The 23,454-nt window shown below is 66.8% G+C and carries 23 protein-coding genes; 5 read left to right on the top strand and 18 right to left on the bottom strand.

Translation table 11 applies throughout. The annotated features are described in order from the left end of the window. Window positions 1-35: 35 nt before the first annotated feature. From GXK59_RS19395 to GXK59_RS19370, 6 genes are all read right to left on the bottom strand, one after another. A complete protein-coding gene (locus GXK59_RS19395; RefSeq protein WP_160663331.1) occupies window positions 36-461 on the bottom strand; it encodes a heat shock protein transcriptional repressor HspR in 426 nt (141 codons plus the stop codon). 15 nt (window positions 462-476) lie between these two features. Next, window positions 477-1,466 (bottom strand): DnaJ C-terminal domain-containing protein, encoded by a 990-nt coding sequence (locus tag GXK59_RS19390; protein ID WP_202129032.1) that lies wholly within the window; start codon window positions 1,464-1,466, stop codon window positions 477-479. A 94-nt stretch (window positions 1,467-1,560) separates the two neighbouring features. Continuing rightward, window positions 1,561-2,241, bottom strand: coding sequence for a nucleotide exchange factor GrpE (locus GXK59_RS19385; protein ID WP_202129031.1), 681 nt, complete (start codon window positions 2,239-2,241; stop codon window positions 1,561-1,563). A 2-nt stretch (window positions 2,242-2,243) separates the two neighbouring features. After that, window positions 2,244-4,106: a molecular chaperone DnaK gene (gene dnaK / locus GXK59_RS19380; protein WP_160669271.1), complete on the bottom strand. Its 1,863-nt coding sequence runs from the start codon at window positions 4,104-4,106 to the stop codon at window positions 2,244-2,246. Window positions 4,107-4,491: 385 nt separating this feature from the next. After that, the gene (locus GXK59_RS19375; RefSeq protein WP_160663327.1) at window positions 4,492-4,782 is read right to left on the bottom strand and encodes a hypothetical protein; all 291 of its coding nucleotides are present in this window, start codon (window positions 4,780-4,782) and stop codon (window positions 4,492-4,494) included. A gap of 106 nt (window positions 4,783-4,888) precedes the next feature. Next, entirely contained in the window at window positions 4,889-5,659 is a 771-nt protein-coding gene (locus tag GXK59_RS19370; RefSeq protein WP_160663325.1) for a TetR/AcrR family transcriptional regulator, read from the bottom strand. 223 nt (window positions 5,660-5,882) lie between these two features. On the opposite strand from GXK59_RS19370, the gene GXK59_RS19365 reads away from it, so the two are divergent. Continuing rightward, window positions 5,883-6,806: an NAD-dependent epimerase/dehydratase family protein gene (locus GXK59_RS19365; protein ID WP_160668895.1), complete on the top strand. Its 924-nt coding sequence runs from the start codon at window positions 5,883-5,885 to the stop codon at window positions 6,804-6,806. Window positions 6,807-6,855: 49 nt separating this feature from the next. Here GXK59_RS19365 and GXK59_RS19360 read toward each other — a convergent pair whose 3' ends face one another. Further along, window positions 6,856-9,081, bottom strand: a complete 2,226-nt coding sequence (locus GXK59_RS19360; protein WP_237394030.1) for an MMPL family transporter — start codon at window positions 9,079-9,081, stop codon at window positions 6,856-6,858. Between the two features lie 202 nt (window positions 9,082-9,283). Between GXK59_RS19360 and GXK59_RS19355 the strand changes: the two genes are divergently transcribed. Further along, a complete protein-coding gene (locus GXK59_RS19355) occupies window positions 9,284-9,811 on the top strand; it encodes a MarR family winged helix-turn-helix transcriptional regulator (protein ID WP_160663323.1) in 528 nt (175 codons plus the stop codon). Here the strand turns inward: GXK59_RS19355 and GXK59_RS19350 are convergent. Next, complete coding sequence (locus tag GXK59_RS19350; RefSeq protein ID WP_237394029.1) at window positions 9,753-11,090, bottom strand: APC family permease; 1,338 nt, start codon at window positions 11,088-11,090, stop codon at window positions 9,753-9,755. The genes GXK59_RS19355 and GXK59_RS19350 overlap by 59 nt on opposite strands. A 132-nt stretch (window positions 11,091-11,222) precedes the next feature. On the opposite strand from GXK59_RS19350, the gene GXK59_RS19345 reads away from it, so the two are divergent. After that, window positions 11,223-12,038: a methyltransferase domain-containing protein gene (locus tag GXK59_RS19345; RefSeq protein ID WP_160663319.1), complete on the top strand. Its 816-nt coding sequence runs from the start codon at window positions 11,223-11,225 to the stop codon at window positions 12,036-12,038. Between the two features lie 21 nt (window positions 12,039-12,059). Here the strand turns inward: GXK59_RS19345 and GXK59_RS19340 are convergent, their stop codons facing one another. Then, the gene (locus GXK59_RS19340) at window positions 12,060-12,812 is read right to left on the bottom strand and encodes a PKD domain-containing protein (RefSeq protein WP_160663317.1); all 753 of its coding nucleotides are present in this window, start codon (window positions 12,810-12,812) and stop codon (window positions 12,060-12,062) included. A 246-nt stretch (window positions 12,813-13,058) separates the two neighbouring features. Here GXK59_RS19340 and GXK59_RS19335 point away from each other — a divergent pair, with 246 nt between their 5' ends. Then, entirely contained in the window at window positions 13,059-13,682 is a 624-nt protein-coding gene (locus tag GXK59_RS19335) for a LysE family transporter (protein WP_160663315.1), read from the top strand. A 20-nt stretch (window positions 13,683-13,702) separates the two neighbouring features. Here GXK59_RS19335 and GXK59_RS19330 read toward each other — a convergent pair whose 3' ends face one another. The 9 genes from GXK59_RS19330 to GXK59_RS19290 form a co-directional block, all read right to left on the bottom strand. Continuing rightward, entirely contained in the window at window positions 13,703-15,289 is a 1,587-nt protein-coding gene (locus GXK59_RS19330) for an acyl-CoA synthetase (protein ID WP_160669269.1), read from the bottom strand. Window positions 15,290-15,342: 53 nt separating this feature from the next. Then, window positions 15,343-16,710, bottom strand: a complete 1,368-nt coding sequence (locus tag GXK59_RS19325) for an MFS transporter (RefSeq protein WP_160663311.1) — start codon at window positions 16,708-16,710, stop codon at window positions 15,343-15,345. A 41-nt stretch (window positions 16,711-16,751) separates the two neighbouring features. Then, window positions 16,752-17,207, bottom strand: coding sequence for a MaoC family dehydratase (locus tag GXK59_RS19320; protein WP_160663309.1), 456 nt, complete (start codon window positions 17,205-17,207; stop codon window positions 16,752-16,754). An 88-nt stretch (window positions 17,208-17,295) separates the two neighbouring features. Further along, window positions 17,296-18,510: an acyl-CoA dehydrogenase family protein gene (locus tag GXK59_RS19315; protein WP_160668894.1), complete on the bottom strand. Its 1,215-nt coding sequence runs from the start codon at window positions 18,508-18,510 to the stop codon at window positions 17,296-17,298. Between the two features lies 1 nt (window position 18,511). Further along, window positions 18,512-19,405, bottom strand: a complete 894-nt coding sequence (locus GXK59_RS19310; protein ID WP_160668893.1) for an amidohydrolase family protein — start codon at window positions 19,403-19,405, stop codon at window positions 18,512-18,514. 1 nt (window position 19,406) lies between these two features. Further along, complete coding sequence (locus tag GXK59_RS19305) at window positions 19,407-20,342, bottom strand: SDR family NAD(P)-dependent oxidoreductase (RefSeq protein WP_160668892.1); 936 nt, start codon at window positions 20,340-20,342, stop codon at window positions 19,407-19,409. 221 nt (window positions 20,343-20,563) lie between these two features. Further along, complete coding sequence (locus GXK59_RS19300) at window positions 20,564-20,986, bottom strand: nuclear transport factor 2 family protein (protein WP_160668891.1); 423 nt, start codon at window positions 20,984-20,986, stop codon at window positions 20,564-20,566. Continuing rightward, complete coding sequence (locus GXK59_RS19295) at window positions 20,986-22,227, bottom strand: MFS transporter (RefSeq protein WP_160668890.1); 1,242 nt, start codon at window positions 22,225-22,227, stop codon at window positions 20,986-20,988. Before GXK59_RS19295 ends, GXK59_RS19300 begins: the two co-directional genes overlap by 1 nt. A 121-nt stretch (window positions 22,228-22,348) precedes the next feature. Continuing rightward, window positions 22,349-23,044, bottom strand: coding sequence for a GntR family transcriptional regulator (locus tag GXK59_RS19290; RefSeq protein ID WP_160668889.1), 696 nt, complete (start codon window positions 23,042-23,044; stop codon window positions 22,349-22,351). A gap of 135 nt (window positions 23,045-23,179) precedes the next feature. Between GXK59_RS19290 and GXK59_RS19285 the strand changes: the two genes are divergently transcribed. Next, window positions 23,180-23,454, top strand: a 275-nt coding sequence (locus GXK59_RS19285) for an FAD-dependent monooxygenase (protein ID WP_202129243.1), incomplete at its 3' end; no start/stop codon positions are given.

Raw genomic sequence — 23,454 nt, 5'->3', positions numbered from 1 at the left:
AGGGGTCCCGGGCACTCATTGCGTTAAGCCAGGATTCAGTCTTCGATCCCGCGCGGCCGCCACACCACCAGCGCCTGGGACCGTGCCCGGGGGCGCTTGCCGCGGGCCAGGCTCACGACGTCGCCCGCGGCTCCGGCGGCGAAGATGCGGGAATCGAGGGCGCGGGGCCGGCGGTCCAGTTCTTCAGTCAGCTCGGTGACGCGCCTTTGCAGGGCTGCCACCTGGTTCTCCAGCTGGAGGATCCGCTTGATGCCCTCGAGGGACACGCCCTCCTGCGAGAGCCGCTGCACCTCGCGGAGCATGCTGATGTCCCGCTGAGAGTACCGCCGCGACTTGCCGGGGGCCCGGCTGGGCGAGACGATGCCCAGCCGGTCATACTGCCGGAGCGTCTGGGGGTGCATGTCCGCCAGTTCCGCGGCAACGGAGATGACGAAGATCGGCTGCTCGTACTCGATGGCCATGGCAGGCGTCCGTTCCTAGAGCCGGGCCTTGGCTGCCAGTTCGGCGCGGACGTCCTCACCGGCGGTGGCCGCGGCGAAGGTCTTGACGGCCTCCTCGGCTTCCTTGCTCAGCTTCCGCGGGACGGCGACGTCGATGGTCACCAGCAGATCCCCGGTGGCCTTGGTGTGCTTCACGCCGCGTCCCTTGACGCGGAGGGTGCGGCCCGACGGCGTGCCGGCAGGCACGCGCACCTTGACATTGTCGCCGTCGATCGTGGGAACCTCGATGTCGGCGCCCAGGGCTGCCTCCGGGAAGGTGACCGGAACGTGGATGCGCAGGTTGTCGCCGTCGCGGACGTAAAAATCGTGCGGCTTCACTGAGACGGTGACCATAAGATCCCCATAGCCGGCCGGACCGTACTGGCCCTTGCCCCGGACGCGCACCTTCTGGCCGTCCTTGATGCCGGCCGGGATGCGGACATCGATGACCTCGCCGTCCGGTTCACGCAGGCCGATGGTGGTGCCCCGGATGGAACCGGCGAAGGAAATGGAGGTGGACGCCGTCCGGTCGGCGCCCTTCTGCGGTGCACGCTGGAAGGACTGGCCCCCGCCGCCGAAGCCGCCGCCACCGCCGCCGAAGAGGTCGGCGAACTCGGGGGGAATGCCGCCGGCCGTGCTGTAACTGCCGGAGTGCCGTCCCCCGCCGCCGGTGAAGAGCCCGCCGAAGAGGTCCTCGAACCCGGCCCCGCCGGCAGCCCCGCCGCCTCCGCCGGGGGCGAAGCGTGCACCGCCGCCCATGGCCCGGATGGCGTCGTACTGCTGGCGCTCGTCGGCATCGGAAAGCACGGAGTAGGCCTCGGAGATGTCCTTGAACTTCTTCTCCGAAGCGGCATTCCCCGCGTTGGTGTCCGGGTGGTGCTGCCGCGCGAGCTTCCGGTAGGCCTTTTTGATGTCGGCGTCGGAAGCGTCCTTGGCGACTCCAAGGATCTTATAAAAGTCCTTGTCCACCCAGTCCTGGCTAGCCAATGGCGTTTCCTTTCAAATCTGTGTGCCGAGGTGACAGTTCGCGCCAATGTTTGGTCGAAACACGGGCGCGAACTGTCACTTCGATGGCGTACTGCTAGGCCGGGACGGCCACGATGACCTGAGCTGCCCGCAGGACCCTGTCGCCGGTTTTGTACCCGGAGCGCAGGACCTGGCTGACGGTGTCGATTTCGACATCCGTGCCCGGCTGCTGGATGAGGGCCTCGTGGATCGTCGGGTCGAACTCCACGCCGGTCTCATCGATGCGCACCAGGCCGTACGTCTTCAGCGCGTTCTCCAGCTTGGCGGCGATCGCGGCGAACGGTCCGTCCGTGAGGTCACCATGCTGGCGGGCGGCGTCGACGTCGTCCAGCACCGGCAGCAGGGAGTTCAGGACGCCGATGACGGCCATCTCCCCTGCCACGGCACGGTCGCGTTCAACGCGCTTGCGGTAGTTGACGTACTCGGCCTGCAGGCGGCGGAGGTCATTCCTGAGCTCCTCCGCCTCCGCGCCGTCAGCACCCTGGGCCACGGAATCCGCGGCCGGAACGTCCACACTGTTGAGGATGTCCTCGGCCTGGGACAGGGCGTCCCCGGAACCGGAGTCGGAGTCTGCCGCGGCGGCGCGCTCCTGGTCGGGGTGGCGGGCCTGGCCGGTCTTCGGGTCAACCTTGCGGTTGTCGTGGATGATCGGCTTCTGCGGCTCGTTCTCCCGCTGTTCGGCGTCGCGACGGCTCTCGGAAGAACCGTGGTCTTCTTCGTTACCGTGATGCGGCATGATTACTTCTTCTCGTCTTCGTCAACGATCTCGGCGTCGACGATGTCCTCGTCGGCTCCCGCTGCCTGCTCGCCGGCGGGGGCACCCTTGGCGCCGGTGGCGCCGTCCGGGGAACCTGCCTGGGCGTAGATGGCCTCGCCGAGCTTGGTCTGGGAAGCCTGCAGCTTCTCAAACGCGGTCTTGACGGCTGCGTCATCGGTGCCTTCGAGCGCTGCCTTGAGGGCGTCGACGTCGGCCTGGACTTCGGTCTTGACCTCTTCCGGCAGCTTGTCGGCGTTGTCAGCGATGAGCTTGTCCACGGAGTAGGCAAGCTGCTCGGCAGTGTTGCGGGTGTCGGCTGCCTCGCGGCGGGCCTTGTCCTCTGCTGCGTGCTCCTCGGCGTCCTTGACCATGCGGTCAATGTCTTCCTTGGAGAGGCTGGAACCGCCCGTGATGGTCATGGACTGTTCCTTGCCGGTGCCCTTGTCCTTCGCCGAGACGTGCACGATGCCGTTGGCGTCGATGTCGAAGGTGACCTCAACCTGCGGGACGCCACGCGGGGCCGGCGCGATGCCGGTCAGCTCGAACGTGCCCAGCGGCTTGTTGTCGCGGGTGAACTCGCGCTCGCCCTGGAAGACCTGGATGGCCACGGACGGCTGGTTGTCGTCCGCCGTCGTGAAGGTCTCGGAGCGCTTGGTCGGGATGGCCGTGTTGCGCTCGATCAGGTGCGTCATGATGCCGCCCTTGGTCTCGATGCCGAGGGAGAGCGGGGTGACGTCGATCAGGAGGACGTCCTTGCGCTCACCCTTCAGGACACCGGCCTGCAGTGCGGCGCCGACGGCGACGACCTCATCCGGGTTGACGCCCTTGTTCGGCTCCTTGCCGCCGGCGAGGTCCTTGACCAGGTCGTAGACGGCAGGCATGCGGGTGGAACCGCCGACCAGCACGATGTGGTCGATCTGGGACAACTGGATGCCGGCTTCCTTGATGACATCGTGGAACGGCTTCTTGGTGCGCTCGAGCAGATCCTTGGTGAGGTCCTGGAACTTGGCGCGGGTCAGCTGCTCGTCGAGGTGCACGGGGCCGTCGGGGGTGACGGAGAGGTACTGGAGCGAGACGTTGGTGCTCGAGGAGGAGGAGAGTTCCTTCTTGGCCTGCTCCGCGGCCTCACGCAGTCGCTGCAGGGCAATCTTGTCCTTGGACAGGTCAATGCCCTTGACCTTGAGCTGGTTCAGCAGGTAATCGACAACGCGCTGGTCCCAGTCGTCGCCGCCGAGGCGGTTGTCGCCCGCGGTGGAGCGGACCTGGATGGTGGAGAAGTTGTCTTCGTCCTTGCCAACCTCGAGGAGGGAGACGTCGAAGGTGCCGCCGCCGAGGTCGAAGACGAGGATGAGTTCGTCTTCCTTGCCCTTGTCCAGGCCGTAGGCCAGGGCGGCCGCGGTGGGCTCGTTGACGATGCGCAGGACCTTGAGGCCCGCGATTTCGCCGGCTTCCTTGGTGGCCTGGCGTTCGGCGTCATTGAAGTACGCGGGGACGGTGATCACGGCGTCCGTGACCTTCTCGCCGAGGTAGGACTCGGCGTCGTTCTTGAGCTTCATGAGGATACGGGCGGAGATTTCCTGCGCCGTGTACTTCTTGTCGTCAATGGCGACGGACCAGTCGGTGCCCATGTGGCGCTTGACGGAAGCAATGGTGCGGTCAATGTTGTTGACGGCCTGGCGCTTGGCGATTTCGCCAACCAGCACTTCGCCGGACTTGGAGAATGCAACAACCGACGGCGTGGTGCGGCCACCCTCGGCGTTGGCAATGACGGTGGGCTCGCCACCTTCGAGAACGGAGACGACGGAGTTGGTTGTTCCGAGGTCAATACCTACTGCACGTGACATGTGTTGCGTCCTTACTTTCCGTGGAAACTCGCCGGGATGGCCGCGGACCGCAATGCCTCTAACGGCAAAGGATCCGACGGTGATTGAGCGATCTGCACTCAACTTTACTCAGACCCCGATTAAAGTCAATCCAAAGTTGAGCGTCATGCGCTCAACTTTGGATTTTGGACGGCGCGGCCCGCTCGTTGGAAGTCGCTCTCCCCCGGAATCCGGGGAGTACCCGGCCAACAGTGCGGCCAGCCGCCGGGTATTTCGCTGTGCGCGAAGTCCGCCGTCAGCGCTCCCCGCGGTCAGCTTCGTCGGTGTCTGCGTTCCGCTCCACTGCGTTCCGTGCGGGCACCTCATCAGCGCCCCGCCCAGCGGCGCGCGAGGCGCCGGCGGTACCTTAGTCGCCTTCGGGATATTCGCCTTCCTCGGCGTCAGCCGGCGTCGCGGCGGTGCCACCCGCCGCGCCGTAATCGCCTTCGGGGTAACCGCCTTCCTCCGCGCCGACGGCGGTGGCGCCGCTGGTGCCGGCCGCCCCGTAGTCGCCGGTGGGGTATTCGCCCTCTTTGGCCTCGGGCGGGTTCTCCCCGGCGGTGCCGGCCGTGCCGTAGTCCCCCTCGACATACTGGCCTTCCGCGGCCTGCTCTTCGGGTTCCGCTGCTGTTCGATCAAACTCGCTGTTTTCGGACATGGTTGGATCCTTCCTGGAAGCCTCGGCGCGCCCAGGCAGGCGCAGGGGCAGTCTATCGAGCGCCACCGGGAGACAACAGGGGGCAAGGAAAACCCCGGGGCATCGGCTATTCCGGGTGATCGGCGGCTTGCCGGCCGGCCTGGGTCGCTGGCTGCTCAAGGCCTGCGAGGTCCGCCAGCACGGTCAGATGGTGGGCGAAGAGTTCATCCGGGGCGCTAAAGGTGTCCGCGCCGTACTGGCCAAAAACCTCGAAGCTGATGGCTCCGAACAGGGACGTCCAGACGAGGGCACCGCGCGCCAGCAGCCCGTCGGGCACCGCGAGTCCCATCCCGCTGCGGATCCGCTCCAGGTCGGCGGAAAGTGCGGGGACGACGACGGTCTGACCGTCAGGCGCGGCCAGCCGCCCGGCCCGGTAGGCGCCGTCCAGGAGCGCCATCAGGGCGTAGATCACCCGGGTACCCGGCGCCGTGGTCCGCTCGACCGGCGCCTGGTATCCGGGCACAGGGCTGCCGAAGAGGAGCCCATAGCGGGCCGGTTCGCGCAGCGCCCAGCGCCGCACAGCGGACCCCAGTGCGCTGAACCGCCCGGCAAAGTCGGTCACGGGCAGGGCAGCGACGGCGGTGTCGACTTCGTCTCCGAGTTCGTTGTACGCGTCGATGAGCAGCAGGGTCAGCAGCTCTTCGCGGTTCTCCACGTACCGGTAGACCGCCGAGGAGACCACGCCGAGATCCCGCGCCACGGCGCGAAGGGAGAGCGCGGCAGCCCCGTGCACTGCCAGATGCTCCCGGCCGAGGCGCACAATGTCCTCGATGGTCCGTGCCCGGGCACGCTCGCGGGGAGTGGGAGGCTTCACGGCCAGGTCAGTGGTCTGCGGCATGGCTCCAGCATTCCACAAAGCAGAGCAGTGTCAACAAATGTGAGCACTGCTCTTGACTTTCGCCCCAGCCGGATCCATCCTGAATTCAGAGAGCAGTGCTCTCAGGTTCAGGTTGCGGCCTGGCCAATCCAGCCCCAGCCCGGGCCGCCGCGGCCCGTGCGACCACAACGAAAGCGAGAACACCTTGTCCCAGTCCGTATCCCCCGAGGCCCCGGCCACTGCCCTGTTTGTCGTCACGGGCGCCGGCCCCGTCGGCTGGACGGTGGCCGAACAGCTCGCCGCAGCGGGCCACCGGGTGCGGGTGCTCACCCGCTCCGGCACCGGACCGGACAACCCGCTGATCGAAAAGACGGCCGTCGATGTGTCCGACCTTGCGCGGCTCGGCGAGCTGTTCCGGGGCGCCAAAGCCGTGTTCCACTGCATCCACGGATCGCAGTACAGCGCAAAGGTCTGGGCGGAGGAACTGCCCGGCGCCGAGGAGGTGGTGCTTGCCGCGGCGGGCGAGGCCGGCGCCGTCGTCGTGTTTCCGGAAAGCCTGTACTCCTACAGCGAGCCGGAACGGCCGATGACCGAGAAGGGCCCGCGGGAGGCCCGCGGCGGCAAACGGGGTATCCGCACCGCCCTGCTCGCGGCCCGTGCGGCGTCCGCAACGGACACCGTGAGTGTGGTGGCGAGCGATTTCTTCGGTCCCAGGGTCCGCGGCGCGCATGCCGGCGAGCGCATGGTGAAGCCGGTCCTGGCGGAAAAGCCCCTGATGGTAATTGGCAACGCTGGGCTGCCGCATTCCTTCACCTATGTGCCGGACCTGGCCGCCGCCATGATCAGGGCAGCTCAGGATCCTGCGCTGTGGAACCGGGTGTGGCACGCACCGACCGGCCCCGCGCTCAGCCAGCGGAAGATTGCTGCAGCGTTCGCCGCCGCTGCCGGCGTCCGGGCGCCGCGGGTGGCCGCCGTCCGCGGGTGGGTGCTGCGGACGGTGGGCATGTTCTCCGCCGGAACGCGGGAACTGGCCGAAACCCTGTACCAGTTCGAACGCCCCTTCGTGATGGACTCGAACGCCAGCGAAGCGGCCCTGGGGCTGCAGCCCACGCCGCTCAAGGAAGCAGCCGCCGCCACCGTTGCCTGGTGGAGGGACCAGGAACAGTGACGGCGGCTGCGGCTGCGGGGCGAGGCGGGTGCGCAGTCGCGGGTGCGGGCTAGCGGATTCCCGCCTCCGCGGATTCCGCCTCCGGGGCGGCCGGGCGGACACGCTCGGTTGCATCCATCTGCGCGCGCCCCAACTTGCTCGGCCACCAGATCCGCGGGCTGATGTCGTAGGCCAGGGCCGGAACCAGCAGCGACCGGACCAGGACGGTATCCAGCAACACGCCGAAGGCCACAATGAAGGCCAGCTGCACGAGGAACATGATGGGGATAACGCCCAGGGCGGCAAACGTGGCCGCGAGGACCACCCCGGCGGAGGTGATCACGCCGCCCGTGACGCCCAGGCCGCGCAGGATGCCGGGCCGGGTGCCGTGCTTAATGGACTCCTCCCGGACCCGGCTCATGAGGAAGATGTTGTAGTCCACCCCCAGCGCCACAAGGAAGACGAAGCCAAAGAGCGGGACGGTGGCATCGGCTCCCGGGAATCCAAAGATGTTGTTGAACACGAAGGCGGAGACTCCCATGGCGGCGGCGTAGGACAGCACCACCGAGGCAACCAGCAGCACCGGCGCCAGCACGGAGCGCAGCAGCAGCATCAGGATCACCAGGATCACCGCGAGGACCACAGGGATGATGGTGACGAGGTCACGCTGGGCAGTGGTGTTCGTGTCCAGGGCCGTCGCCGTCACTCCGCCGACCAGGGCGCCGTCGTCGATTTTCTTCAGTTCCTGGCGGAGGGCCACCACGACGTTTTCAGCCTCGTTGGAGTCCGCGGCGAAGTCCAGCGTCGCGTTGATCAGGACCTTGCCGTCCCTCACCGCAGGAGCCGTGGGAGAAGCCGGGGCGCCGGGTGCGGCCGGAGCGCCGGGGACGATCGGAACGCTGCCTTCGGCCAGCAGGTAGGCGGCCCCGACGCCGTCGGTCGCTTTGGTCTTGGCCAGCACGTCCTGCGCCTTCGCCTCGTCAGCGACGATCACGGCAGGACTGCCGGAGCCCGCGTCGAAGTGACGGGCCAGGGCGTCCTGGCCGTCGACGGCGTTGGAGGCGGGGAGGATCACGTCGGTCTGCGGGACGCCGTTTGCCTTGAGCTGGAGCACGCCGGCGGAGGCCATCAGGAGCAGCAGCACGGAGGCGACCCAGACAGTCCGCGGCCGGCGGGACACGAGGGACCCGGTGGCGCGCCACAAGCCCTTCTGGCCCTCGAGGCCGGTGACGAGTTCGGGCTCGCGCTCAGTCTCCGGGAGCAGCTTGGGGCGGAACGGCCAGAACGCGGCGCGGCCCAGCAGCGCCATCAGCGCTGGCAGCAGGGTCAGGGCCGCGAAGAGGGAACACAGGATGCCTGCGGCCGCCACGGGGCCGAGTGCCTTGTTCGAGTTGAGGTCGGACAAGAGCAGGCACAGCAGCGCGATGATGACGGTGGCGCCGGAGGCCAGGATAGGCTCCCAGGCCGCCTTCCACGCGGTGAGCGCGGCGGCCGTCCGGTTGGTCGTGTGCGTCAGCGCCTCACGGAACCGCGCCACATAGAGCAGCGCGTAGTCAGTGGCGGCACCGATCACCAGGATGGACAGGATGCCCTGGCTCTGGCCGTTGAGCTGGATCCAGCCGAGCTTGGCCATCCCGAAAACCAGCAGGATGGCGGCGCAGAGCGCGAAGACCGAGGTGAACAGCACGGCGATCGGCAGCAGCAGCGAGCGGTAGACGATCAGCAGGATCAGGAAAACCGCGGCAAGGGCCACCAGCAGCAGGATGCCGTCGATGCCCGCGAAGGCGCTGACGAGGTCCGCGGCAAGCCCGGCCGGACCGGTTACGAAGGTCTGCATTCCCGCCGGAGCGGATGCCTGCACCTCCGCGCGGAGTTCCTTGACGACTTCCTTCACTTCGCCGGCCGATTCGATCGGGACTACAAACTGCACGGCCTTGGCATCCTCGGACGGGATGGGGCCGACGACGGTGCTGCCGGCGCCCAGCGCCTCCAGCTTGCCCTTGAGGGCTGCCACCTCGCCGAGCTGGGCCGGGGTGAAGGCCGAGTCGCTCTCTATGACAATGACGGCTGGGACCTCATTGGTGTCCCGGAACTTGGCCTGCCAGTCCCGGACCTCCGTGGCCTCGGCTCCCGTCGGCAGGAAGGACGCCTGGTCATTGGAGGAGACCTCGCTCAGCCGGCCAAAAGTGGGCCCGCCGATCCCGGCGATGGCCAGCCAGGTGACGACGAGCAGGACGGGAATCAGCCAGCGCAGCCAGAAAGGGACGCGGGCACTGCCGTGTGGTGTCTTGTTCATGGTTCCTTCTGGTGCATGCCTGGGAGGAGTAGAATTGAGTCCATAGTAGACTATCTCCACTATGGAGATAAACGGGTGGGGTCCAATTCTTGGGAAATACTTCGACGCCGGGCCGGTCCGAGGCCGAGGTCCGCTGAAGTAAACTCCGGAGGGCGCCTGCTGCGGAGCAGTGGGCAAGGCAAAGGAGAGAGGAAGGTTCGCCGTGACAGTTGATCCGCCGGGACGCCCCGAATCTTCCGGACCGCCTTCCGGACCGCCGCCGTTGGTCCGCTTGCTTCAGGAATTCAGCCTCGAGGCCAACCGCTACGTGGATTCCGCCGGCGGCCGCAACGACATGCACCGGACGGACCTCAATGCCCTGGCCGTGATCATGCAGCACACCGCGAGGAACCAGATCGTCACGCCGGGCGTGCTCCGCAAGGAACTCCACCTGAGCTCACCCGCCACCACGGCACTGATCGACCGGCTGCACAGCTCCGGCCACGTGATTCGCGAGCGGGAGGGCCCGGACCGCCGCCAGGTCCAGCTCCGCATGACCCCCAAGGCCTACCGCGACGGCGGCGCCATGTTCCAGCCGCTGGCCCGGCACATGGCGGCCGCGATGGCCGAATTCACTCCGGAGGAACTGGACATCGCGACGCGGTTCATGTCCTCGATGATCGAGGCGACGGTCAGGGCCGGGCAGGAGGCCGCGCAGCAGCCGGCACCGGCCCCCGCCGACCGGCACTAGTTGGCGTTTTCGCGCGTCCCAACTGCCATACCCGTGCGCCCGGCCGGCCAGCCAAGATGGCGGCCACGGCCAGCCCGAGCGGGACCACGAGTGCCCATCCGCTGAAGAGCAGCACGGCCAGCATCACAGCAGCAGCCACTATGACTCCGAGCCAGGCCGGCGTCCGGGTGGGCAGCAAACGGATCCCGGCGAGCAGGCCAAACGCCGTCACTGCGGTGAAACAGGCCGACGCCGCCCCGATCTGGAGCTGCAAGTCGACCAGCCCGGCTGCCGCCGCCCCGAAGGACAGCAACGTCATCACGCCCAGCAATCCCAGGCTGGCCGTGGGCACCTCCCCCGGACCGGCGCCCCGCGCGAGGGCCCGCGGCAAAACGCCGTCGGACGCCAGGCTCGCCCCCAGCCTGCTGGCGCCGGCGACAAAGGTGTTGACCGGACCGAAGGTCAGCACCGCGGCGGCGGCGGTCAGCGGCGCAGCGAATCCGCCCAGTCCCTTTTCGAGCAGCTCCGCGATCGGCACCTCGCTGCCCGGAAGTGCGGGGCCCAGCACAGCGACCGACGCCGAGACGACGCCGAGGTAGACCACACCGACCACAATCAGGGTGAGCCAGGTGGCCCGTTTGAGGTCACGTTCCGGGTGGCGGAACTCCCCGGCGATATGCGTGACCGCCTCCCAGCCGGCGAAGCAGAAAAAGAGCAGGCTGGCCGCGCCGCCCACGGCCCAGTAGCCGTGCGGCGCGAACGGCTCGAAGTTCCCCGCCCGTCCAAACGGTGCAGCCAGGGCGACGGCCAGTGCCAGCAGTCCGACGAGCAATACCATCAGTACCAGCTGGATGCCGCTGGACATCCGGATCCCGACGGCGTTGCTCGCGAAAGCGGCGGCCAGCAGCAGTGCGGCGGCCACCAACGCCGTCCCGCGCCCGCCGCCCAGCGCGTGGGCGATGTAGTTGCCGCCGATCACGGCTGTCGCCGGGGCACCGAAGGGAATGGCGAAGTAGAAGAGGTAGCCGGCCACGACCGCGGCACGGCGTCCGTAGGCGCGCGTGACAAAGTGGGCGATTCCGCCTGCGTCGGGCTGCTGGCGGCTCATCTCAGCGAAACTGAAGGACACGGGGGTGCAGAACACCAGCAGCAGGGTCCAGGCCAGGAGCGACGCTGGCCCTGCCTCCTTGGCAGCGATGGCCGGGAGGACCAGGATGCCCGAGCCCAGGATCGCCCCGACGTAGATGCCGGTGGCCCGGAACAGGCCGAGCCCTGACTGCTTGCTGCTGTTGGTGTTCACTCCTCTAATCATCCGCGGAACCGCCCCGGCCGGAAGCGGCAAAACGGACGGCCGCGCGCGAAATCCTGCCGTCTTCCCGGCCGTTACCCCCGCTTTCGCGGATTTGCCGGTGCGGGGCGGTAGCGTTTCATTATGAGTGCGCAGCAGCCTGAAGATGTGTACAGCCACGGCCACCACGAGTCTGTGGTCCGCGCCCACGCCTCCCGGACGGCGGAGAACTCCGCGGCGTTTGTGATCCCGCACCTGACCCCGGGGGTTTCGGTGCTCGACGTCGGCTGCGGGCCGGGCAGCATCACGTGCGATTTCGCCGGGCTCGTCTCCCCCGGGAAGGTCACCGGGCTGGACCGCTCGCCCGAGGTGATCGGCCAGGCGGCCGCCCTCGCGGCCGAGCGGGGCGTGCAGAACGTCGAGTTCGTCGCCGGCAACATCTACGACCTCGACTTCGAGGACGAGACATTCGACGTCGTGCACGCCCACCAGCTCCTGCAGCATCTCACGGACCCTGTTGCGGCCCTGCGGGAAATGCGCCGCGTCGCCAAGCCCGGCGGGATCGTGGCGGTGCGCGACGCAGATTTCCACGGCATGAGTTGGTACCCGGCCGTCCCCGAGCTGGATGAATGGATGGAGCTCTACCAGCGGATCGCACGCCGGAACGGCGCCGAGCCCGACGCCGGCCGACGCCTGGTTTCCTGGGCCCAGTCCGCCGGGTTCACCGACGTCGCACCCTCCAGCAGCAACTGGCTCTACGCGACCGGCCAGCAGCGCCGCTGGCAGGCCCGGGTGTGGGGCGAACGCGTGCTGCACTCGGCCTTTGCGGACCAGGCTCTCGAATACGGCTTCGCCAACGCCGCCGACCTTGCCCGGATTTCGGCCGGCTGGCACCGCTGGGGTTCCACGGACGACGGCTGGTTCCTGATCCCCAACGGCGAGGTGATCGCCCGGGCGTGAGGCGGTTGGCGCCGGAGCCGCCTAATCCGGCAGCGCGGGAAGCGTCACGCCGGCGGAGGCCCCCATGCCTTGGTTCTCAGTGAACCCGACGACGCCGATCTTCACGTCCTTGAGCCGGTGGACGTCCGTCATGGTCGCGGTGCGTGTGTGGCCCTCCACAATCCCGGCCGGAAAACCGTCAACGGTCAGACCCCAGCGGTAGGGCTCCGGCCCGCCCGGCTCCCACGATATTTGGACGGTGCTGATGCCGCCCGAGTGGGCGGTCACCACCACGCTCACGTTGATGGGCGCGGCGGGGAGTCCGTCCCGCGGCCCCCGGCCGATGTGGACCCCGGTCGATGCCGTCGACAAGCCTCCCGTGGCATGGGTAATCCGCACCGTCGCCTTACCCTCGAACGCGGCGGCGTACCTGTGGGGAGCCACGGGGAGCGGCCCCACCTGATCGATGGCACCGTCGCCGTCGAAGTCCCATTCGTACTGAGCGATGCTGACGCCGCGGGGCAGCGACGCCGAGACGTCGAAGGTGATCGTTTGTCCGGGCATGGCGTAGTAGTCGGGATTGGCGAACCGCGCCTCGGGCAGCGGCACGGCCGCCGGGCCCGCGGTGCTCCCGGGATTCGCCGCAAATAGGGTGCCGGCAGTCCGGGGCGTGGCGGCCGCTGCGGCTGTGGCCTGGGTGGCGGATACTGGCGGCGGTCCGGCCCCTGGCAACGCGCAGGACGAGGTGGCCAGGACGACAGCTCCCGCAAGCATCGTTCCGACAATCCGGTCCATAGACTCCCCAAGTCTGGCTGCACGCACTGATGCCGCACGGTTGAGTGCATCGTAGCGTCCCACAGCCGGGCTGTCTCCCACTCGCCGGTTCGCTGGCGGATATGAATACGGGGGCCACGCCCGCCATTTGCCGGAGATGGCCGCTATGGGGACGGCCAGAGCGGCCATTTCTGGCGAATGGCCGGCGTGTGACGGTGTTGTGAAGCGGCGGCCGGCTGGGCCCGTCCGCGGCCGTAAACTGAATCAGTGCAACCCTCCCTTTGGCTGGCCCTGGCGGGCGCCGGTGTCCTGATCAGCTTTACGCCCGGTGCGGGCGCCATCAACACCATGAGCAATTCCCTGAACTCCGGCTTCCGGCGTTCCATCTGGGGGATCCTTGGGCAGCAGGCCGCGCTGGTGGTGCACATCGTGATCGTGGCCCTCGGCGTCGGGGTGCTGGTGGCCAGCTCTCCGGTCGCCTTCAACGTGATCCGCTACGCGGGCGCCGCCTACCTCGTCTATCTGGGCATCCAGCAGTTCCGGCACAAACCCGATCTGGACCAGGAAAAGGCCGCCGCGCTGCGGAACGAGCCGGCATTTTCCATGTTCCGCCGCGGCCTGTGGGTCAACCTGCTGAACCCCAAGGCGATCGTGTTCTTCCTCGCCTTTATGCCTCAGTTCATCCGCCCGGAGAACCCGCTCCTGCCGCAGTACCTGACCCTGTCAGCCACCGTGATCGTGATCGACGTCCTAGTGATGTGGTTCTTCTTCGCCGCCGCGGCCAAGACCTTCCAGCGCTTTACCCACGATGCCCGCGGCCAGCGCACCCTCAACCGGACGTTCGGCGTGCTGTTCATGGCCGTCGGCGTCATGCTGGCCCTCATTCACTGACGGGCGCAGGCCACGGCCAGTTATGGCTGGATGGCGCTCAGCTTCCGCAGGTCGGCCTTCCTGATCTTGCCGCTGGCGGTCCGGGGCATCTCATCGACAAACACCACGGACTTGGGGATTTTGTAGCGTGCCAGGCGTCCATCCAAGTACCGCCTGAGCTGCTCTTCCGTGAGTTGGGCACCCTCGCGCAGAAGAACGACGGCCCGGGGCACTTCACCCCATTTCTCATCCGGCACGCCGATGACGGCCACGCTTCCCACCGCCTCGAGTTCCGTGATGGCCTGCTCCACTTCGGCGGGATAAATGTTCTCGCCGCCGGAGATGATCATGTCCTTGATCCGGTCCGAGACGAAGACGAACCCGTCGTCATCCTTGTAGCCCATATCACCTGACTTGAACCAGCCGCCCTCCGCGTATGACTCGGCGGTGGCGTCAGTCCGGTTCCAGTACTCGGGGATCACGTTTTGGCCCTTGATCTGGATCTCTCCCCCAGTTCCGGGCTCCGCGGTGCCGGCTATTGGGTCGGCTATGCGGACGTCGGTGAAGAAGTGCGGAAGCCCGGCGGAACCGGCCTTGTCGCGGGACCGCGCCGCGGGGAGGACCGTGGCTGCAGGCGCGGTTTCGGTCATGCCGTAGCCGGTGCCGATCTGCAGGCCCCGGGACTCATAGGCGTCGAGCACCCGCATCGGGATCGCGGACCCCCCGCAGGTGAGCTTGTTCAGCGAGCTAAGGTCCGTCGAGGCCCACGCGGGATGTTCGCAGATGAGCTGATAGGTGGTGGGGACGCCGCTCATAGTGGTGACGCTGTACTGCTCGATGAGGGCCAGGACCCGGCTGGGGTCAAACCTGGATTCGAGGATGACCGTTCCGCCTTTGAGCAGCGTCGGGAGTACGCCCATATCGAGGGACGCGACGTGGAACATCGGCGAAATCATCAGCGCCACGTCCTGCGAGGAGAAGTCGAAATCAACGATCACGTTGATGCAGTTCCATGTGACGTTGCCGTGGGTCAGCAGGGCGCCCTTTGGCCGGCCCGTGGTACCGGAGGTGTAGAGGATCATGGCACCGTCGTCCAGCGTGACCGGTTCGTCGACCGGCTGGTCCGAACCGGAGGCCACCAGGTCCTCAAAGTCCTCCACCGCCGCTGCGTCCGCCCCGCGGGCAGCCTGCACGCCGCCGCCTGCCGCACTGGCCGAGGAACCGTCAAGGGAATCGGCGACGACGACGAGTCTCGCCACTGCCGTGCCGGCCGACCCGCGGGCTGCCAGGTCGCCGAGGCTGCCGGCATGGACCAGGGTCCCGGCGCCGCAGTCCTGCAGCTGGAACTGGATTTCCGGGGGCGCCAGCCGCGTGTTGAGCGGGACGAAGATGGCGCCGAGGGTTCCGCACGCAAAGAGGGTCTCCAGGAAGGACGGGTGGTTCTCGCCCAGATAGGCAACCCTGTCCCCCTTGGCCACGCCGCGGTCCCTCAGGGCGTTGGCGAGCCGGACGGTCCGGTCCGCGAACTGTTCATAACTGAGTTCCCGGCCTCCGCTGATCAGGGCGGTTTTGCTGCCGGACTTCGGGCGGCGACGTTGCAGCCACGAGCCGATGCCAAAATTTTCCACGGCGAATCCTTTCTACTGTGAGGTTAGCCCGCGTGACGGGACCCGATGAAGGGTCAGGCCTGGACGGTGCGGAGGTCGTTGTTCTTCGGTTCCCGGGTCAGCAGGATGAAGACGATGGAGACCACCGACATGGCCGCCAGGTACCAGACCACCGATGCCGTGTCCTGGCCTGAGTCCTTGAAGATCTGGGCCACGATGCCCGGAGTGAACCCGGCACCGAGCAGGGTTGCCAGCTGGTAGCCCAGGGACGCGCCGGTGTAGCGGGAGGTGGTGCCGAACTGCTCGGACACGAAGGCCGCCAAAGGACCGAACAGCGTGGAATGGATCATCAGGCCGATGGCGAACGCCACGAAGATCAGCATGATGTTGTTGGAGGAGAGCAGCTGGAACATCGGCACCAGGTAAATGATGAAGAGAACCAGGCCGCCGATCATCACCGGCCGCCTGCCCACCTTGTCCGAAAGCCGGCCGCCCATGATCACGAACACGATGGAGATCAGCGAGGCGGCAGCAAAGGCGTACAGCACGCCCTGGCGGTCCGCGCCCTTGGAGACGGCGTAGGTCACCGAGAACGTCGCCAGGACCACCTGGAGGGCGAAGCCGGCGGCGCCGGCCAGCATGGTGAAGATCAGGGTCTTGGGGCGCCGCAGTACCAGCAGCAGCGGAATATCCCGCTTGGCAGTGAGGCCCTGGCGGATGGCTTCCTGGTCAGCCTGTGCCTTTTCGGCCTTTTCCTGTTCCAGTGCGGCCTTGAAGATAGGGCTTTCGGAAACCTTGAGCCGGACGAACATGCCCACGCCCAGCAGCACGAAGGAGAGCAGGAACGGCACCCGCCAGCCCCAGGCGAGGAACTGGTCGTTCGGCAGCGCCGAGAACGCGCCCATGATCAGGGTGCCCAGGACGGCACCGGTGGGCGCCCCGGCGTTGACGAACGAGGCGGCAAACCCGCGCTTGCCCGATTCGGAGTGCTCCAGCGCCATCAGGGCGGCCCCGCCCCATTCCCCGCCGACGGCGATGCCCTGGAAGACGCGAAGAATCACCAGGAGCACCGCACCCCAGGGTCCGGCCACGGAGGCACCTGGTACCAGCCCGATCAGGGTGGAAGCCAGGCCCATGACCAGCATGGAGATGATCAGCATGCCCTTGCGGCCCATCCTGTCGCCGAAGTGGCCGAAGATGATTCCGCCAACCGGGCGGGCCACGTAGCCCGCGGCAAACGTGCCGTAGGCGGCCACAACGCCAACCCAGTCGTCCATGCCGCTGAAGAAGACCTTCGGGAAGACAACCGCTGCGGCCGTGGCGTAGAGGAGGAAGTCGTAGTACTCGATGGTGCTGCCCAGGTAGCTGGAGGCAATGACCGTGCGTGCTTCCTTGCGTCGCTCGGCGGTGCCCATCGCTTGAAGCTGAGTGAGTCCTGACATGGTTGTTCCTTTGAACAGAGGGAGGGTTCCTGGAGGGGTTTTTACTTGTAGAAGCGGGCGAGGAATTCCGCGACGACTGCGGGGCGCTCCTGGCCTTCGATCTCGATGGTGTTGGCGACCTTGATCTGGGCGCCGCCCTTGACCTCGGTCACTTCGCTGATGGTGGCCCGCATCCGGATCCGCGCGCCCACCTTGACCGGGGACGTGAAGCGGACCTTGTCCAGTCCGTAGTTGACCTTCGCGGTGACGCCGTCGACGTCGAACAGCTCGCCCCAGAAAGGGATGATGAGCGAGAGGGTGAAAAAGCCGTGGGCGATTGGGGCGCCGAACGGGCCGTCCTTGGCGCGTTCCGGGTCAACGTGGATCCACTGGTCGTCACCGGTGGCGTCGGCGAACTTGTTGATCTGTTCCTGGGTGATTTCGCGGTACTCGCTGACCCCGAGATCGGTGCCGGCGAGAGTGAGCAGTTTGTCGAAATCGACGACGAGATTGGGCATGGTGTCCTCCTGGAGGGCTGGATGGGGTAGGGAACTGTCCGACGGCGGTGCCGGAGCGGGGGTGTGCGGGTTTTGGTGGGTGCCGGGGTCAGCGGGTGAAGGCGCTTTCGCCGGTCAGGGCCCGGCCGACGATGAGGGCGTTGATTTCGTGGGTGCCTTCGTAGGAGTAGACGGCCTCGGCGTCGGCGTGGAAGCGTGCGACGTCGGTTTCGAGGGTGATGCCGTTGCCGCCGACCACTTCGCGGGCCAGGGCCACGGTTTCGCGCATCAGCAGGGATGTCTGCATTTTGGCCAGGGCGGAGTCCTGGTCCCGGTAGATGCCTTTGGATTGCTGTTCGGTGAGCCGCACCACGAGGGACAGCGCCGAGGTGACGTTTCCGAGCATCCGGGCCAGTTTTTCCTGGACCAGCTGGAAGGATCCGAGCGTGCGGCCGAACTGCCGGCGTTCCGTGACGTAGCGCAGTGCCGCCTCGAATGCACCGGCCGCGATGCCCGTGGCGATCCAGGCAACGTCCGAGCGCATCGCGCGCAGCATTGCCGCGACGTCCCGGAAGGAGTTCACGTTGTGCAGGCGCATCGATTCGGGCACGCGGACGCCCTCGAGGGTGATGTGGGCGTTCTGCATCATCCGCAAGGCGGTCTTGCCGTGGATCTTCTCCAGCGTCACGCCGGGGGCTTCCCGCTCGACAAGGAACGCCTTGACCTGGCCGTCGGCCACGTCGCGGGCAAACACGGCCAGGACGTCCGCGGTAGCGGCGCCGCCGATCCAGCGCTTGGCGCCGTCGAGGATCCAGACGTCGCCCTCACGGCGGGCGGTGGTGGAGAGCCCGCCGGCGATGTCGGAACCGGACTCCGGCTCGGTCAGCGAGAAAACCCCCTTGAGCGAGAAGTCGATGACCTTCGGCATCCATTCGGCCTGCTGTTCGGCGGAGGCACCGACCCGGATCGCGGTCCGGAAGAGCCCGGCCTGGGCCGTGTAGAAGGTGGCGAGCGAGGCGTCGGTGCGGGCGAGCTCGAAGATCCGGAAGCCCTGGTAGATTCCCCGGGCCGGCGTTCGCTCTGCACCCGGGGCGCCGGTCAGTTCTGCCGGTTCCATCAGGTCCAGTCCGATCAGCGGCTGCGCCAGCTCGTCCGGGAATTCGCCGCGTTCCCAATAGTCCGCCAGCAGCGGCCGGGCCTTCTCGTCGAGGAAGGTCCGCAGGCGTCCGAGAACACGTCGTTCGTCCGCGGTGAGCAGGGACTCGGCGTCGAAATAGTCGCAGACGCCGTACAGCCGGGTTTGTTGTTCGGTATCGACAGTCATCTCAGCCTCCCAGTCCGAGCAGGCGGACGGCGTTGTCCTTGAGGATCTTGGGCCGGACCTGGTCCTTGAGCGGAAGGTCAGCGAAGGCAGCCAGCCATTTCTGCGGGGTGATGAGCGGGAAGTCGGTGCCGAAGAGGACCTTGTCCTGGAGCACGGAATTGGCCATCTTCACGAGCGAGTCCGGGAAGTACTTGGGGGACCAGCCGGAGAGGTCGATGAACACGTTGGACTTGTGGGTGGCGATGGAGTTGGCCTCGTCCTGCCACGGCACGGACGGGTGGGCCATGATGATCTGCAGTTCCGGGAAGTCCGCCGCGACGGCGTCCAGCAGCAGCGGGTTCGAGTAGCCGAGCTTGATGCCGTAGCCGCCGGGCAGTCCGGCGCCCATGCCGTTCTGGCCCGTGTGGAAGATGGCCGGCAGGCCCAGTTCCTGCAGCGTTTCCCAGAGCGGGTAGAACTGTTCGTTGGAGGGGTCGAAGCCCTGCAGGGACGGGTGGAACTTGAATCCGCGGGCACCCAGGTCGATGGCCTGGTGTTTGGCGCCCTGGATGGCCTCGGCGCCGGTGCGTGGGTCCACGCTGCCGAAGGGAATCAGCACGTCGTTGTTCCGGGCGGCACCGGCGATGAGCTCCTCGATGCTGTTGGGCTCGTGTTTGAGCTGGGTGCGGGCATCCACGGTGAAGACGACGGCGGCCATGTTCAGCCCCCGGTAGACTTCGGCGATCCGGTCCAGCGACGGGGTCCGGTCTTCGGACTTGAAGTACTTGGCGGACGCTTCAGTCAATACCGGCGGCAGGGATTCATGGCCGTGACCGTCTACCTCAAGGTGGACGTGCATGTCGATCGCGTCGAGCTTTGCGGCATCGATGCCGAGTTCGTAGCGCTGGGAGGCCATGTCAGCGGACCTCCGCCGGTTCGGGCTTGAGCTCTTCCGGAAGCGGCAGGAATTCCTCGCCGACGCTTTGCAGCTTGTCGCCGAAGAGCGCGCCGAAGTCCTCCACGAGGTCCTTGTAGCCCCAGCCGCCCTCGCGGTACTCGGTGACGGCAGCCTCGGGGTGGGTCCAGAGCTGCAGGCGGTCCCCGCCGGCGCCGATCGCCTGGCCGGTGATGCCGGCAGCTTCGTCGGAGGCGAGGAAGGCAATGAGTCCGGCGACGTCGTCGGCGGTTCCGAAGCCAAGGTCGTGGCGGAAGAAGGCCGGCATGGCCTCGCCGCGTTCGTCCGCTTCGACGGCCTTCTGGAAGTACGGGACGGTCTTGGTCATGGCGGTGGCGGCCACCGGGATGACGGCGTTGGCGGTGACGCCGGCCTTCTTCATTTCCAGCGCCCAGGTGCGGACCATGCCGACGATCCCGGCCTTGGCGGCGGCGTAGTTGGTCTGGCCGAAGTTGCCGCGCTGGCCGGTGGGCGAGCCGATGGTGATGATGCGGCCGGCGATGCCGTTTTCCTTGAAGTAGGCGAACGCTTCGCGGGCGCAGGTGAAGGTGCCCTTGAGGTGGACGTTGATCACGAGGTCGAAGTCCTCGTCCGCCATCTTCAGCAGGGACTTGTCGCGCAGGATGCCGGCGTTGGTGACCAGGATGTCCAGCCGGCCGAAAGCCTCCACCGCTTTTTGCACGAGCTGCCGGGCGGCTTCGGTGCTGCCGACCGGGGCGACGACGGCGACGGCGCGGCCGCCATCGGCCTCAATGGTCCGGACCGCGTCAGCGGCCACGTCGGCATCCACATCGTTGATCACGACGGCGGCGCCCTGGCGGGCGAGTTCCCGGGCGTAGGCCAGGCCCAGGCCGCGGCCGCTTCCGGTGACGATTGCTACTTTCCCTGACAGGCTCATGCTGCTCCTTTGCACTGCGCCTTGCGGCGGATATCCGAGGGAGCCTGCGTGTGATGCACATCTCCCTTGACTGCTTCAATTAGAAACGTATTCCTTGACAATGTCAATGATTTATTTCTGCATTCAAAATTTGATGGGTCGCAGGAAACAGGAAGAAGCGCCTTCCGGCCGGAGATTCCGGCCCGAAGACACTTCTCGCCAGCTGCAGACCGGCCCCGGGGCTATGCCTGGATGGCCGTCAACTGCGACGCCAACAGCTTCCAGGCCCCGGTCTCACGAACCCACACGGAGGTCGAGAGATTCAGGACCGTACGTGGGATGCCAGACACGGATAAATCCGCCTCCATGGTCCCGGTAACCACGGCACAGTCGCCCGTCAGCGCTATCTGTTCAGCGGTAGCGTCGATCCGGTGGTAGCGGATCAGACCGTTCCGGCATGCCGCCGAAAAGGATGACTTACCGTCCCGGTGGCCGGTCGAATGCGTGTAGATGAAGCGGTCGTCGCATAGCTCATCGAAGGCGTCGAAGTCTCCGTTGACCAGGGCCGTGAAGCGTAGTTGCTCTGCAAGTCGTACTTCTTGTTCCGCGGACACCCCGGCCTGAACGGCTTCTTGTGCTGCCCCTGCACTCAATCCTGCAGCCATCAGTGCACCAGGGCCGAGGGCGCGGCCGTGGCCGTCCGCTGGGACTTTCCGGGCGCAAAGATGCTGAGGACCGCGGCTACTGCGGCAGCAATGCCCAGGATCCCGACGGCGGCCTGCATCCCTCCGGCGGCCGCGCCGAGCGCCGCAATGATGAACGGTGAGACGAACTGGCCGATCCAGAGGGCGCTCGTCCAGATGCCGGTACCCGTACCGCGGACCTCGAGAGCCAGCAGATTCACTGCCCAGGTGAGCAGTGTCGGCAGCAACAGGCCCGCGCCGGCGCTGGCGAGCACGGCTCCCGTCATGACAGCGGGAACACTGCCCGCGAACCAGATCACAATGAATCCCACGGCCGTCAGACCAAAGGCGACCGGCATAAGCCGGTGCGGTCCGAATTTTCCGACGGCGCGGAAGGAGAAGGCGCCTACAGCTGTAGCCAGCGAAGCCAGCGCTGCCATCATGCCGATACCCCCGATGTCCGTCAGCCCTTGGCCGGCGAGCAGGAATGACAGGTGGACGACGAGGGTGTAGAACACGATGCCGCCGAACAAAGTCACGAGGGCGGGCCTGATGATCAGGCTCCAGGGCACCGCCTGGCGAAGGTGTTTGGTGGGCTGCTTCACTGGCTCCCAGAGAACAAACATCATCGGCACGGCGATCACAATGCTGATGGCGTACAACCAGAACGGCGCACGCCAGCTCAGTGAGCCCAGCGCACCCCCGGCCGCCAGGAAGACCGTGGCGCTGATGGTGGTGACAACCGTCTGTAATGAAAGGTACTTGTTGCGGCGCTGCGCCGAGTAGTAGTCGCCCAGGAGCGTGGTGCAGCACGTCATGATGAAGCCCTCGCAGATGCCGACGCCCACCCTGGTCACGACGATGGCCTCAAGGCTGTCCATGAAGAACGGCGCCACACCAAGCACGGCGTAAGCAATCATCGCCACCACCAGCACCTGCTTGCGGCCCACCTTGTCAGCCACGGCACCCGCCATGGGAGCCACGATGGCCACCATGAGCGCGGGCACCGTCAGGATCATCGGCACGAGGACGGCCACCCCGGGGGTGGCCGCGAAAACCTGCATGAGGTTCGGCAGGGAGGGAGCGAGCAGGACGGCACCTAGAACGGGAAGGCAGCTTCCGATCAGGAGCAGGATGCCCTGGAAAGTCGTGCCGGAACGCTCAGGGGATGCGGGGGCGGCTCCATTCGCGATGGAGCCTGTGGGGGTCGGGAGAATCGCCATTGAGATCCCTTTGCTGGGTCGCGGCGCGCAGTGGGTCCCGCGCCTGTGGTCAGCCCAGAGTGCCTGAGTTTTACTCGTTAAACAAGGGATTTTCGAAAATCAAGCGAATCTAGAGTTATTTTCAGGCGTTTGCGGCGGTCGCCACGGGCTCGGCAAGGACCGACTCAAGCAAGGCATCAGTGGTCCACTGCAGGTGGCGCCGAAGCGCCTCAACCGCCTCGTCGGCCTGACGGCCCGTCGCCAGCTCCATCAACTCCCGGTGCTCCGCCTTCACGTCGCGGCTTCTTTCCACCGCCGTTCCCGAGAGCTGGCGGTACAGCTCCGAACTGTCGCGCAGGGTGCGGGCGAAAGCAATCAAGCGCGGACTGCCGCAACCGACCCCCAGAGCGTCATGAAAAGCCGCATGTGCGGCGCTCCACTCCTCAGTGGCGCCAGGCTCGCCCGGATGCGTCAGCGGCGCCCGCTCCAGCCGATGGTGGGTCGCCACCACATTGGCCTCCCAGCCCATGTCACCGGACTCAACGGACCGCTGCAAGGCCAGGCCTTCGAGCCGGATCCGAAGGTCGGTCAGGTCAATCAGGTCCTGCCGGGAAATGGTAATAACCCTGAAGCCCTGGTTGGGCGCAAGCGCCACAAGGTGCTGTTCCGCCAGGCGGACGAGGGCTTCGCGGACCACGGCCATGCTGACGCCGAACTCCTTGGACAACGCAGCGAGACGCAGCGGACTGCCCGGAACGTAGCGGCCCTTAAGGATGCCGGCACGAAGCTGTTCGTACACATGCTCGGTCAGTGTCGAGCCACTGGGAGAAGTTGCCATGTTTCCACGATAGTCGATGTCCGTGAATCGCGTTATTTTCGATAATTCTTGAATACCTCAAGGATCTCTGCGATGCTTGCCATGACCCCCGTCACTTTTCACGCACGCCGGCATGGTTTCAAGGGAGAAAATCGCATGTCAGATTACGCAGCAGATCCGTCGAGAGCGCGGGAGACCGCCGACACGGCGTACATCCACGACGTAGCAATTGTCGGACTTGGACCGGTTGGCCAGGTGCTGGCCCTGCTGCTGGCCCGGCACGGGCACGACGTCGTCGTCGTCGAAAAACAGGCCGAACCGTATCCGCTTCCCCGCGCCGTCCACTACGACGGCGACATCTCCCGGGCCCTTGACGGCCTCGGACTTGCCGACTTCATGGCCGAGTTCTCCTCGGCGTCGGATATCTACGA

This window comes from Pseudarthrobacter sp. ATCC 49987 (assembly GCF_009928425.1).
In the GTDB taxonomy this organism is placed as follows: Bacteria; Actinomycetota; Actinomycetes; order Actinomycetales; family Micrococcaceae; genus Arthrobacter.
Note: the sequence above shows the minus strand (reverse complement) of the source record. Positions and strands in the feature narration are given on the sequence as shown.